This window comes from Pseudoalteromonas sp. P1-16-1b (assembly GCF_001401785.1).
GTDB classification, from domain to species: domain Bacteria; phylum Pseudomonadota; class Gammaproteobacteria; order Enterobacterales; family Alteromonadaceae; genus Pseudoalteromonas; species Pseudoalteromonas undina.
The window spans coordinates 16,646-31,147 of sequence record NZ_LKGQ01000027.1; the positions used below are offsets into that span (position 1 = coordinate 16,646).

9 protein-coding genes are annotated in these 14,502 nt (G+C 39.0%); 8 read left to right on the forward strand and 1 reads right to left on the reverse strand.

The genetic code is table 11. The annotated features are described in order from the left end of the window. Positions 1 to 45: 45 nt before the first annotated feature. From AN392_RS15925 to AN392_RS15950, 6 genes are all read left to right on the forward strand, one after another. Complete coding sequence (locus AN392_RS15925; RefSeq protein WP_055013245.1) at positions 46 to 2,301, forward strand: aminotransferase class V-fold PLP-dependent enzyme; 2,256 nt, start codon at positions 46 to 48, stop codon at positions 2,299 to 2,301. 310 nt (positions 2,302 to 2,611) lie between these two features. Next, the gene (pgi, locus tag AN392_RS15930) at positions 2,612 to 4,258 is read left to right on the forward strand and encodes a glucose-6-phosphate isomerase (RefSeq protein ID WP_055013246.1); all 1,647 of its coding nucleotides are present in this window, start codon (positions 2,612 to 2,614) and stop codon (positions 4,256 to 4,258) included. 236 nt (positions 4,259 to 4,494) lie between these two features. Next, entirely contained in the window at positions 4,495 to 5,967 is a 1,473-nt protein-coding gene (gene zwf / locus AN392_RS15935) for a glucose-6-phosphate dehydrogenase (RefSeq protein ID WP_055013247.1), read from the forward strand. 3 nt (positions 5,968 to 5,970) lie between these two features. Then, positions 5,971 to 6,681, forward strand: a complete 711-nt coding sequence (gene pgl, locus AN392_RS15940) for a 6-phosphogluconolactonase (RefSeq protein WP_055013248.1) — start codon at positions 5,971 to 5,973, stop codon at positions 6,679 to 6,681. A 570-nt stretch (positions 6,682 to 7,251) separates the two neighbouring features. Next, entirely contained in the window at positions 7,252 to 9,870 is a 2,619-nt protein-coding gene (locus AN392_RS15945; protein ID WP_054201152.1) for a TonB-dependent receptor, read from the forward strand. Between the two features lie 76 nt (positions 9,871 to 9,946). Next, complete coding sequence (locus AN392_RS15950) at positions 9,947 to 11,482, forward strand: tryptophan halogenase family protein (protein WP_055013249.1); 1,536 nt, start codon at positions 9,947 to 9,949, stop codon at positions 11,480 to 11,482. A 37-nt stretch (positions 11,483 to 11,519) separates the two neighbouring features. On the opposite strand, the gene AN392_RS15955 is transcribed toward AN392_RS15950, so the two are convergent. After that, entirely contained in the window at positions 11,520 to 12,230 is a 711-nt protein-coding gene (locus AN392_RS15955; RefSeq protein WP_055013250.1) for a DUF6445 family protein, read from the reverse strand. A gap of 296 nt (positions 12,231 to 12,526) precedes the next feature. Between AN392_RS15955 and AN392_RS15960 the strand changes: the two genes are divergently transcribed. Further along, positions 12,527 to 13,231, forward strand: a complete 705-nt coding sequence (locus AN392_RS15960; protein WP_010388497.1) for a SapC family protein — start codon at positions 12,527 to 12,529, stop codon at positions 13,229 to 13,231. A 124-nt stretch (positions 13,232 to 13,355) separates the two neighbouring features. Then, positions 13,356 to 14,396, forward strand: a complete 1,041-nt coding sequence (locus AN392_RS15965) for an isoaspartyl peptidase/L-asparaginase family protein (protein ID WP_055013251.1) — start codon at positions 13,356 to 13,358, stop codon at positions 14,394 to 14,396. The last annotated feature ends 106 nt before the right edge of the window (positions 14,397 to 14,502 follow it).

Sequence of the window (14,502 nt, forward strand, 5' to 3'; positions counted from 1 at the left end):
CTATTGGGAATAAGATATATTTTTTAGTAATAAGGTGCGTTTTTAATGTCAGAGTTTTTATTGCCAGATGAACCCAACAACCAAGTTTATCTTGATGCAAATGCGACCACACCTGTATTGCCATGTATTGCAGAGGTGGTGTGCCATGCGATGCAAATTTGTTTTGGTAATCCCTCAAGCCCCCATATAACCGGTATTCAAGCCAAACACTTGTTGGAACAAACGAGGCAAAAAGCGCGCAGCGTGATTGGTGCGCAGCAGGGCGATATATTATTTACCTCAGGTGCGACCGAAGGTATTCAAACTGCTATCGTATCAACCTTAATTAATGCCAAACAGCACACAAAATCTAAACCGGTTTTATTGTATGGAGCAACTGAGCATAAAGCGGTACCTAATACATTAAAACATTGGAATACCGTACTTGAAATTAACGCTGACATTATTGCTATTCCGGTAAATCGTGACGGTATTTTAGATTTAGACTTTATTGCTCAGCATATTGATAACGCCCTGATGATTTGCACTATGGCTGTTAATAATGAAACCGGTGTATACCAAGATTTAAGTGCTATAGAGAGGGTGATTCGTAGTCGTAATAATGATGTCACTTGGATGGTTGACTGTGTGCAGGCACTGGGTAAGCAACAGCTCAATTTAAGTGAAACAACGATTGATTATGCACCTTTTTCAGGGCATAAACTCTATGCACCTAAAGGCATCGGATTATTGTATATTCGTAAAGGTAGTCCATACACGCCGTTTATAGCTGGTGGAGGCCAAGAAAGTGGCATGCGTTCAGGTACAGAAAACCTGCCCGGTATTGCTGGGCTTAATAAGCTGTTTAGTTTGCTGCTTGATAAGCAAGACGATACTTTTAAATCAGCTGATGTACTTAATTTGTATCGCGATAAACTGCATAGCGCTTTAGTAGACACCTTTGGAAGTATTACCTTTAATCATGATTTTGCCTGCTCAGTGCCCACAACACTAAACTTTGCAGTTAATGATTTAACCAGTAAAGAAGTTATTGATTTATTTGACGCTGCAGGTATTAGAGTCAGCGGTGGCTCAGCCTGTAGTACGGGCGCAACTCAAAGCTTTGTACTTGATGCGATGGGAGTGTCACAGTGGCAAAGTGAAAATGCGATTCGTTTATCGTTTGGGCCTGCTGCCACTATGGCGCAAATAGATTTTGCATGTGAACAAATTCGCGCACTTAAAACAGTGTTACAAGCAAATTGTTTGGTTATTTCTGATAGTAGCTTAGTAGCACAAGAAGTATGTGCCTTGGGGCTTACCCAATTTAGACACCAAGGTGCTTGCAGTTGGTTGTATGTAGCTGACGATCAACAGGCAATTATTATTGACCCGATCATTGAGTTGATCCCTCGATTTGAAAAAATAGTGAATACACAAAATTTAACTATTACTGCTATTTTAAACACGCATGAGCACCAAGATCGTCACTGTGCTCTTGATTTAATGCGCAGCGCACTTAAAACAAATTTAGTTGCTGGTGAAGTTGATCAATTAGGCTGGCCTGTTAATTGTGAACAATTGCAACTAACCGAACAAGTACTTGAAAAGCTAGCGACGCCTGGACACAGCCAAGATAGCGTGAGTTATTTATTAAAGGCTAATAACGGCGATGTACAGTACTGTTTTTGTGGTGATTTAATTTTACCTGCGGGGCTTGGTAATACAGTGCTTGATGGGGGAGATGCGATGCAGATGGCAGACTCTTTGACTAAGTTAACTGCAGAGCTTAATCCGCAAAGTGTGGTGTGCTCTGGGCATGATTATCAACAGTGTTTCGCCATGAATTGGGCTGTGCAAAAGCAGCAAACACCTTTATTAAAAGCGCTTATTAAAGGTGATATCAGCCATACTGAATTTGCCATGCAAAAACAACAAGCAGACTCACAACAACACACATTAACAAATTCGCTTTGTGGTTATGTTAATGCAAAGCCTAAAGTCGAAACTTCGCAGCTTAGTTTTAATCAAGCGAAGGAAATGCTCTCACATAACAGTGTATATTTAATTGATACCCGAGAGCCTTATGAGCATGGCGCTAACAATATCAGTGGATTGCTTAATGTGCCTGAGGCTAAAACTTTAAATATTCCTTTAAGCCGAATGGCCTATGCACTCACCCAAGGGCAACTAGATAAAAACAATCAATACATATTGGTGTGTCGCAGTGGAAATCGTTCAAAAATTGCGGCGGCAAACTTAATTGAACTTGGTTATAACCGCGTTTTTAACTTATCGGGTGGTTTAGCATTGACCAGCTAATAGTTTAATAAAAGAAAAAGGCCGACATGTGTCGGTCTTTTTTTTGCCTGCTTTAATTGAATATTAATTAAATGTTCATTGTGCAGAGGGGGTGAACAGTTGTTAAATTCAATTTTTAATTTTATGATACCGGTGTCAAAAGCAAAAAATTGCGCTATTATCTGCATCAAAGCTTATAAAAATAACGCAATTTAGACCATTTAAGCTATAATGCTGGGCTTTGCTTTTTACAAAAATCGCTTGTTCAGTGTCGTAAAAAATAAAATAAAATGCTTAAAATCAATAGATTAATTAATTAGGGGATGTTTACATGGCGAGCCGTTCTGAGTTAGTAAGTTGGCAAGCACTAGAAAATAGTGCACAAAAGATGACACAAACACATCTGAAAACTTTATTTGCACAAGACGATTCTCGTTTTTCTCAATTCTCTACTCAAATTCCAGGTGTGTTGTTTGATTACTCAAAACAACGCATAGATGAAAACGTATTTGGTCAATTAATTTCATTAGCGAAAGAATGCGATCTTGAAGCATGGCGTGAGAAAATGTTTACCGGTGAAAAAATTAATATCACCGAAGACCGTGCGGTTTTACATACTGCGCTTAGAAATCGCGCTCATACACCGCTTATTGTTGACGGCGAAAATATTACAGAAGCGGTCGATAGCGAACTTGCCAAAATTAAGACCTTTGTTGAAAAAGTGCGAAGTGGTCAATGGCTAGGTTATACCGGAAAAGCGGTAAAAGATGTGGTTAGCATTGGTGTTGGTGGTTCAAACTTAGGGCCGCAAACGGCAACTGAAGCACTTAAAGCAGTGGTTGATAAGCCATTAAACGTTCACTATGTTTCAAACGCAGATGGCGTACAAATTGCGTCAGTATTAGATAAAGTAGATCCTGAAACCACGTTATTTGTAATTTCGTCAAAGACATTTACTACCTCAGAAACCATGACTAACTCAAAAACAGCGGTTGATTGGTTTTTAGACAGTGCAAAGGATGACAGCGCTATAGCAAAGCATTTTGTTGCAGTAAGCACTAATTTAGAAAAAACTGCTGCATTTGGTATTAGTGACGAAAACGTATTTACAATGTGGGATTGGGTTGGCGGTCGTTTTTCACTTTGGAGTGCCATTGGTTTACCTATTGCACTTTATGCTGGGTTTGAAGCATTTGAGGCCATTTTAGAGGGAGCGTTTGAAGTTGATGAGCACTTTAAATCGGCGCCGCTAGAACAGAATATTCCTTTAATTATGGCGCTACTCAGTGTTTGGAATACCAGCTTTTTAGGGTTTGATTCGCAAGCTATTTTGCCATACGACCAAGCCCTGCATATGTTGCCAGCATATTTGCAACAAGGTGAAATGGAAAGTAATGGTAAACATGTAACCTTTGATGGACAGACAGTGCCATACACTACCGTGCCAATCATTTGGGGTATGACAGGGATAAACGGTCAGCATGCGTTTTATCAATGTTTGCACCAAGGCAATGTAATTGTCCCTGCGGACTTTATTGGCTCTGTAAAGCCTCAGGTTAACGTAGATAAGCATCACGATATTTTATTATCGAACTTTTTTGCACAAACCGAAGCACTAATGAACGGGGTCGATGCACAGCAGATAACGGCTGATTTAACAGCCAAAGGCAAAACGCCTGCACAAATTGAAATGCTGCTAAAGCATAAAATTCACCAAGGAAACCGCCCAACAACGTCTATATTATTAGACACGATTGATGCAAAAGCGGTCGGTCGATTAATTGCACTGTATGAGCACAAGATTTTTTGTCACGGTATTATTTTACAAATATGCTCATTTGATCAGTGGGGCGTAGAACTTGGTAAAGGCTTAGCATCTAAAATTGAAGCTGAATTAACCGATGATAACGTGGTTAATGAGCACGACAGCTCAACACAAGGCTTAATGGCGTACTACAAACAATACCGTACGCAGTAACATATTCACTTATTACACAATAAGTAACCAAATACCTTTGAACGGGTAGCGCTGGAGTCCTAGGGCCTGTATTTTTGTGAGAGGAATTACAGTGTCCCTAGACCCATTTTTTATGGCGCATATAACGAACAACAATTAGTAGGCTTTGTGCTGAGGCCTACATTATCCAGATAATAAACCGCTATAACTGATTACCAATACGGTAGTGGCAGGTAGCATAAACGTAGAGAGTAACTATGCTTAATCCTTTTGATATTATAATTTTTGGGGGCGGTGGTGATCTTGCGTTACGCAAATTACTTCCTGCAATGTATCGAGCATATCAAGAAGGTAACTTACCGCAAGGCTCACGTATTTTGCCTACCGTGCGAGAACAAAGTAAATGCGATGAATACATCGATACTGCACACAAAGCATTACAAGAATTTTTAAGCGAAGGCGAATATAACGCAAAAGATTGGAAATCGTTCTCAGACTTTTTAGTACCCGTAGTGAGCAATGTCACCGAAGCGGATGATAACTGGGATGTACTGAAAAAAATTCTAGATGAAGATGACAACGATAAATCACGAGTATTTTACTTATCTCTTCCACCTGCTGTTTATGGCACCTGTTGTGAAATATTATCAACGAAAAAACTAATTACTGAGAACTCGCGTGTTGTAGTCGAAAAACCAATTGGTTACTGCGGTGAGTCAGCCGAAGTGATTAATGCGAAAATTGCACAGTACTTTAACGAAGAACAAATTTTCCGTATTGACCACTATTTAGGTAAAGAAACGGTGCAAAACTTAATGGCACTGCGTTTTTCAAATTCATTATTTGAGAACATGTGGGATGCTAAATCGATTGATAATATTCAAATTAGCTTGTCAGAAACGGTAGGGCTAGAAAGCCGTGCAGGTTTTTATGATAAAGCGGGTGCCTTACGTGACATGGTGCAAAACCACTTGTTACAGCTACTTTGTTTAGTGGCTATGGAGTCACCACATAAGTTAAATGCTAACAGCATCCGTAACGAAAAATTAAAAGTATTAGAAGCTTTACGTCCACTTGAAGGTACGGATGTAGATAATCATATTATTCGTGGTCAATACGTACCCGGTGATTTAAACGGTAAAATAGTTCCAGGTTACCTTGAAGAGCTAAACGAGGGGGCGAGTAAAACCGAAACTTTCGTGGCTATTCGTGCGCATATTGATAACTGGCGCTGGGCAGGCGTGCCTTTTTATCTGCGCACCGGCAAACGAATGGCGAAGCGCTGCGCTGAAATTGTGGTTGAATATAAAAAAGTATCGCATAACGTGTATGAAGACAGCGTAGGCAATATTGAACCAAATCGTTTGGTTATTCGTTTACAGCCTCAAGAAAGTATTCAATTAACGCTGATGTCAAAGCGTCTTGATAACTTAGATATGCAACTTGAACCTGTAACGATGAATATTGAGTTGTCACAAGCGTATAGTAATGGTTTCCATTCAGATGCTTACAAGCGTTTAATGCTTGATGCAGCGGCTAATAATCCTTCATTATTCATTCACCGCGACGAAGTTCGTCAAGCGTGGAAGTGGATTGATCCAATAATTGAACGTTGGCAAGAAAAGGGTAAACCTTCATTGTACCGAGCGGGTAGTTGGGGGCCTGAAGACGCCGATGAATTATTAGCAGAGAATAATCATGTTTGGTTTAACACCGGTGATAAGGCATAAATAATGGCAACGATAGTAGAGAAATTTTTTGACGATAAAGCCGCTTTAACTGAGGAATTATCTCAGTCATTAGAACAAGCATTACGTGATGGTATTGAGGCTGATGGCCGTGCAGTATTAATGGTTTCAGGCGGATCTTCACCTGAGCCGGCTTATAAACATTTATCTACCCTTGATTTAAACTGGGCTCATGTTGATGTTGCTATGGTTGACGAACGCTGGGTTGAGGTAAGTCACGAAAAAAGTAATGAAGCATTCATTAAGCGTACTTTGCTACAAAACCATGGGGCAGCGGCTAATTTTATTAGTATGAAAAATGCAGCAGCCACTGCAGAGCAAGGTGTTGATGAATGTGAAACGCAGTTTCAAGCATTAAAACGCCCGTTTGATGTTACTATTTTAGGTATGGGTCCAGATGGACATACTGCTTCGTTATTTCCACATGCTCAAGGGTTGGAAAACGGATTAGATTCAAACCAACTTGTGTGTGTCATTAACGCAATTGAGAGTGATGTAACAGGTAGTATTACCGAACGAATGAGCTTAACGCTAAATGCAATTTCACAGTCTAAAGTAGTTAAATTACTTATTAGTGGCGATGAAAAGCTGGCTGTGTATAAGCAAGCTTTAGCGGGTGGTAATGTTAATGATATGCCGTTACGTGCAGTTCTAAATCACCCTGAGATCAACATTGAAGTGTATTGGGCACCTTAATTTAGTCTAAACTAGGTGCTTTAAAACCCTGTTGTATTGATGGTTTAATGAAAGGTCAGTTGCTTTTGCTACTGGCCTTTTTTATTGCGACATGTTTTTGTCATTAATCAATTAATAACAAAGTGCTGTAAACATTTGAAGTTTAAATATTTCCCTTAAGCTAAGTACCTTTTTAATGCTCTTATAATTTTAAAAGTCACTAACTAAACTTATATTTATCAATAAAAACAGTAGGTTAATTTTGGTTCGGCGCGGAGTTATATAAGCCATCAATCTCATCTGCTATTCGCAATCTCTCTTATTTTAAATACATGAAGTATAAACACGTCATTATTTACATACCTAGTATAGAGAGTAATTCTTGGGCGAACTCTGCTTTTTTATGAAATAATTAATCAATTTAAAATCAATGGCTTAATAATAATTAAGTTAAATTTCATACAAAAAGAGCGGAAAAATGTAGCAAAATTGTAATTTAGCATGTATGGTTTGTTACTACTATGACAGCGCTGTCATGGCGGTTAGGCAAAATGATAAACAAAACCAATAAAATGATTCGAGGGGAATCCTGTGTTAGCTAAAAATTTTAAAAAAAGCTTATTAGCAGTAAATATCGGCTTAGTTGTGGGAGCTGGCTTTACTGGTGCTGCATTCGCAGCCGATGAAGTTAAAGTTCAAGATGATGTTGAAGTCATTGAAGTACGCGGTATACGCGCTTCAAATAAAGAAAACTTAAACGGAAAACGTTTTTCTAATGCTGTTGTTGATGTTGTAACAGCCGAAGATGTTGGTAAGTTTCCTGATGGCGATGTAGGTGAATCTCTTGGTCGTATTTCTGGTGTAAGTGTATCTCGTCAATTTGGACAGGGTCAGCAAGTATCGATACGTGGTGCTTCAGCACAACTTACACGTACATTGCTTGATGGTCATACAGTTGCGTCAACAAGTTGGTTTGACCAACAAGCCGTAGACCGCAGTTTTAACTACTCATTATTACCTTCAGAATTAGTCGGCGGCTTAGAAGTTTATAAGTCGTCACAGGCTAATCTAGTTGAAGGTGGTATTGGTGGCACTGTTATTGTTAAAACACGTAAACCTCTAGATTTAGATGCAAACACTGTATTTGCAAGTGTAAAAGCTGATTATGGTACAGTTTCTGAAGAGACAGATCCTGAACTTTCTGGCTTATACAGCTGGAAAAATAATAATGAAACATTTGGTATCTTAGCGGCGGGTTCTTTATCAGAAGTAGATTACCAACGTAACGGTATTGAATCATCAGGTGGTTGGAGTGGCGGTATGGCACCAACAACATTCCAACAAGCACGTGAACGTACAGCTTATAATGTTGCCATGCAATACCAGCCATCAGATTCGCTTGTATTAGGCCTGACTTACACTAGCTTAGAGCTAGATGCAAATAATGCTAACTCGCAAATAATTATCTTCCCAGGCGACGGCTCATGTGAGCAAACTAATGCTTCAGGTAATTGTGTCTCTCGCACAATTGACGGAAATGGCACTGCTTTTTTCCAAACATGGGCGCGTAAAGCAAGCATGAAGTCTGATACGGTTGATTTTGACTGGCAATATGATGCAGAGTCATTCACATTTAAAGGTCGCGTAGGTAAAACCAGTGCTGACAGTGACGTAACAACTGCAAACTATGGTATGTTTACTAATAACAATAGTGATCTAAATGGCTCTATGGATATGACTGGTGATGTGACTAAATTTAATTTAGCAAACCAATCTTACGATGCGAGCATTTTACCTGATACCATCAGTCCGCAAACATGGGCGCCTGAATATAATCCTGATTCAGATGAAGAAAGCTACTTAAACTTAGATTTCGAAATTCCACTTGATCTTGGTGTGGTTACTGCTATTAAAACTGGTTTAAGATATGCCGATCATAAAGTTGTTCAAGATGGTAATGCTGCTATTGTAAACCCAGATTTAGTGCCTGTGCGAAATGCATCTGCATACTACCCTGGTACAGTGACTGCGGGCGGTGGCTTTGTTATACCTGAACCTGATATGGATTTAATGATTGCTGATTCATTAGCAATGACTGAAGGTTATACTGCACGCCCACAAGCTTATGGCACCATTGAAGAAGAAAATTTAGCAATCTATGCGATGGCTGATTTTGACGCAGGTGGTATTCGCGGTAATTTAGGTGTGCGTTACATCTCAACTGATATTTCTTCAGATTACTATGACTTAAGCGATGAAGGTGTTTACGATTCTACCTTATCTACAGATAAAGCAGATTACAGTGAATTCTTGCCAAGCTTAAACGTCGTTATGGACTTAGCTGACAACGTCATTTTACGTACCTCGGCAGCACAAGTTATTTCTCGTCCTAATTACGCTGACTTATTTGCAACGCGTAACCTAGCTGGCTATACAGATAATCGCCCTTTAAATGAAGTTTTAAATACTGGTAACGTTGGTTTAAGCCCGTTTAAAGCATTCCAAGCTGATATCGGTGTTGAATGGTATTTTGATGACGATGCAATGTTAAGCGTCACTTACTTTACTAAAGAAGTAAGTTCGTTTATCTCTACACAACAACAAACGAATCAACAAATTGGTATTGATATCCCAGTTTATACAACCAACCCAGATGCAGGCGAACCACCATGTGGCGCGCAGCAATATGACTGTTGGACTGTGAGCTCTTCTACCAACGGCACAGGTGGTTCAATTGAAGGTATTGAGTTCCAAATTCAAGATTCGTTTGATAACGGCTTTGGTTATTCATTTAACTATACCTATTCAGATGCTGAGGCTCCAGCAGAGAACTACCCGGACCGTGTTGGTGTATTTTCTGATTCATCGAAAAATAGCTACAACGTAGTTGGTTTTTATGAAAATGATGATTTTTCTGCACGTTTAGCATATAACTGGCGTTCAGAGTTTATTATTCGTGAAGCACCAGGTTGGTATGGTAACCGTGAGCATCAAGCCTACGGACAGCTAGATTTCAGTGCAACGTACTCTGTAACTGACTACTTAGATGTTACTTTCGAAGGTATTAACTTAACAGAGGAAGACAGTATTCAGCTTGGTAATAATGATGCATCAACATCATTACCAAACCCTGATCTACTCAATGACTTCCCAGTGTGGAGCTTTGAAGGTGAAGCACGTTATAAACTTGGTGTAACAATGCGTTTCTAATATGCTGAGTTAATAAAAGTAATCTAGGCCCAGCATTGCTGGGCTTTTTTACGAGATTAAACATCATTGGTGATTTATGAATATAAAAAAAGTGGCAATTTTAGGTGGTGGAACAGCTGGTTGGTTAGCTGCAAACCACATTGGCAAAGAGCTGCTGAAGCGCAAAGGTGTTTCAGTGACTTTAATTGAGTCACCCGATATACCGCCAATTGGAGTAGGCGAAGGCACAGTACCCGACATAAGAAACACGCTAAAAACTTTTGGTATTCGTGAAGATGAATTTATTCGCCAATGTGATGCGACGTTTAAGCAGTCGATAAAATTTGTTAACTGGATGGATAAAAAAAAGCATGGAGAAGGTAATTTTTTTCATCATTTATTTGATGTGCCAAACCCCTACGATACTAAACATTTAACTCAACATTGGTTAAACGATAAGCAAAAATCAAAAAGTCATGCGCAGTATTTATCTTCTCAGCACGCTATTTGTGAGGCTGGTTTAGCCCCCAAAAGTATCACTAATGCCCAATATGAGGGCGAGTTAGCTTATGCGTACCATTTCAATGCAGGGAAATTTGCGCAACTGCTCTCGTGTAATGCAAAAGATAAGTTTTCGGTGTCTCACGTACATACCAATGTAACTCAAGTAAAGCTTGCTAATGATGGCACAATAGCAGCGTTAGTGACTGACAGCGAAGGTGAACTTGAATTTGACTTTTATATTGATTGTTCGGGTTTTGAATCTTTACTCATAGATAAAGCTTTAAAAGTCCCTTTCGTTGATGTGTCTGATAGCTTACTGATAAATAGCGCCTTAGTTGTGCAAGTACCTACAAAAGAAGACGATGATATTCCGCCTTATACACTTGCTACCGCTCATCAAGCTGGCTGGATTTGGGACATTGCGCTCACTAATAGGCGGGGAGTGGGCTTTGTTTATTCAAATAACCACATGACCGATGAACAAGCACATGAAAAACTGAACCGTTATCTAGGGGCAAGTAAGCAAGGTCTTAGTTATAGAAAAATCCCCATGAGAGTAGGTTATCGTGAAAAGTTTTGGCATAAAAACTGTGTCGCGCTTGGCTTAGCGCAAGGCTTTTTAGAACCATTAGAGGCAACCTCTATTTTATTAACTGATTTTTCAGCTAAGTTTTTAACCCTACGTTTTCCATCATCAACTGAGCAGCTTGAACAGTTAGAAACGCGGTTTAATCACGCTATGGGGTATGCGTGGGAACGTACTATTGATTTTATTAAATTACATTATTGTATTTCAGATAGAACAGATTCAGCTTTTTGGGTGGCCAATAAAAGTGATGACACTATTTCTGAGTCATTAAAAGAAAAGCTTAGTTTGTGGGAAGAGTTCATTCCGGTTAGAGATGACTTTTTCAGCCAGTTTGAAGTGTTTTACTTAGAAAACTTTTTATTTGTACTTTATGGAATGCATTTCAACACTAAGGCACCGCCTTGTACCAGTGCAGAACATGAACACTGTTTAGTACGTTTACAACAACGAGCTGAGATAGATCAATACTTAATAAATAAGCTACCCAATCACAGAGCGCTTTTAGATAAAATTAAACAATATGGACTGCAGTCAATCTAATGATTTGTGAAAGGTTTAAGCGCTATATTCACAAAGATCATCGTACACTTGCGAAAGAGGCTATCGAAAGACGGCCTTTTTTAGCATCCGCTAGGCAGCTTTGTTCAGAATAAATATTGGCACTGTGTAATAAGTTACCTTGGTAAATAACAAGGCGGTTAAATTTAGCATCAACTTTAAAAACCTGTTCAAATAAACTTGTGCTGCCAGATAAATAGCCTTGATGCTCATTAGGGGCTTTTTTAACCTCATTAACTATATCTGTAAGTAGTGGCTTATGTTGTTGTTTAAATTCAATAATGTTTTTAGGTATATACTTATAAATACTTGTTCCACCAAGCTCCTCTGGCGATAAGTAATGCACAAATGCGTAATCTCTTTCATCACATGAATCAATATGCGGTACTTTTTGGTCAACAATTAAATTTGCAGGTTTGCATGAAACTAATGAAAGTAAACTTTTATGAAGAATAGACTCTTGATAATTTTTATTGTCTATTTTAGGCAGTATTTCATTTTGAAAAAACGCATGTAAAACCCTTAAGTAGGGTTGTGGCATATTGTCGCGAATGCCAGGATAGAAAGAATTGTCTGAAAACATAGGATTAAAATAGGCTATGTTATGGGCAAAATTCATTACACTATTGGTATCTAAAAGAAAATCATCTACAACGAAGGCTGATAGTTTAGTGCCTGGGATCATCAACTTTTTAATTACTAAGTTTGGGTTTACAGTTAAATTTTTCATTATTTAATGTCTATTTTTGATGGGCTTATTTAAGTGAGAACTTTTTATTTAGGCACAAAATTAATATACCACCGAAGACAGCGTTGTCAAAGGGCGCTTTTTGAGCTAATTGTGTTTACGCATTTCTTCTTCAGTGGCGTTTATTGGTTATTTGTTGAAATAATAAGCGATAATGTTTTTGTTAATTATTAACGTACAAAATGACACAAAATTTTCACTTCCTTTTTGTCACCAAAACCATTAGCCTTAGGCCACTAACAGTAATAAATCAAATTAATAAATAACGGAGCAGTAACATGGCGGAGCAACAAGTACAGCCTTTACACAACGAAAAACATGCCAACACTAAAATTAAAAATGGCATCAACATCGAATTTATGAAAACTCAACACTTAGTGCCAGTGGTTGCACATGAGTTTGCGCGTATCGCCAATGAATTCCCAATGTCTTTTGTTAAAAATAACGAAACAGGTACTTTTCAAGCGGTTGCAATGTTTGGCCTAGAGCCAGGCGAAAATTTATTTATTGATGGCGACAAATGGACAGCATCATTTGCGCCTATGGCAACAACGCGTTACCCATTAGGTTTAGTAAAGCACCCAGAGCAAGATCAATTTGGTATCGTAATTGACGAAGCGAGCTCATTAGTTGGTGAAGAAGAGGGTAATGCATTATTCGAAAACGGTGAAGAAACTGATTACCTTAAGCGTCGTAAAGAAGCGTTAGTATCGTTCATTGAGTTTTCTCAAGTAACTGATGCTTTCACTAAATTCCTTGCTGATAAAGAACTACTGGTAGCACAAACGCTAACAGTTGATATTAAAGGTGAGAAAAAAGACATCAACGGTATTTACCTTATCGATGAGAAGAAACTAAATGAGCTAAGCGATGCAGACTTTCTTGAGCTTCGTAAGCGCGGTTATTTAGCACCAATCTATTCTTTCTTAACGTCCACACACCAAGTAGCACGTTTAGCACGTTTAAAAGCGCAACAAGCGTAACTTTAAACGAAATTAAAAAAGCGCCTTAGGGCGCTTTTTTTGTGCCATTAAACTCAGTTCACTTGAAAAACGCTTCATAACCATTCACATTGGTTTTAATCCTGTATTTATAAAAGAACACACAATGAAAAAATCACTATTATTAGGGCTCATTGCAACAAGTTTAATGGGGTTGAGCACGCAGGCATTGAGTGAAAACACAAATACGCCGTTTGCCATTGCGATTCATGGCGGTGCAGGCACGATTGAAAAAAGTAAATTTACGGCAGATCAAGAGCAAGCTTATCGCAATAAATTAACAGAAGCTGTTGAGGCCGGATATAAGGTACTTGAACAAGGCGGAGAAAGCCTTGATGCAGTGACTACTGCCATTGAAGTACTTGAACAATCGCCTTATTTTAATGCTGGGCGTGGTGCGGTATATACCTATGATGGTAGTCACGAATTAGATGCCTCTATAATGGATGGTCGCAATCGTCAAGCAGGCGCTGTGTCAGGTATTAAACATATCGAAAGTCCAATTAAACTTGCCCGGTTAGTAATGGAAAAATCAGTGCATGTGATGTTAAGTGGTCAAGGTGCAGAAGAGTTTGCCAAAGAGCAAGGCATTAGCCTAGTAGAGAACAATATATTTGATACTGAGCATCGTTATGAGGCTTTATTAAAAGCCAAAAAGAAACTCGAGGCGAGCAAAAATACCAGTAAAGATTATCAGGCAGCGCATAAAGCGTTACCAGTAAATTATAAAGTGGGCACGGTCGGAGCGGTGGCACTGGATAAACAAGGGAATTTAGCAGCGGGCACGTCAACTGGCGGAATGACCGCAAAACGTTTTGGTCGTATTGGCGATGCACCGGTTATTGGCGCAGGTACTTTTGCTGAAAATGCCTCATGTGCGGTTTCGGCAACTGGGCACGGCGAATATTTTATTCGTTATAATGTGGCAAGTGATATTTGTGCGCGAGTAAAGTACCAAGGTAAAACCATAGACCAAGCAGGTAATGAAGTAATAAACGAGGTGCTTAAACCGATAGGGGGCACCGGCGGTGTTATTATTATTGATACAAAAGGCAATATTAGTCTGCCGTTTAATACTTCAGGCATGTATCGTGCGAGTAAATCGAATACCCAAGCAACCTACGTAGGTATTTTTAGTGACGAATAAACACTATTAGTCACTGGCTGGTGGTTTATATAATAATCCCCTGATTGTTATATTCTTTACAGGATTAACCCCAGCCATTTAATTTGCTACAATCGGGGCTCTTTGA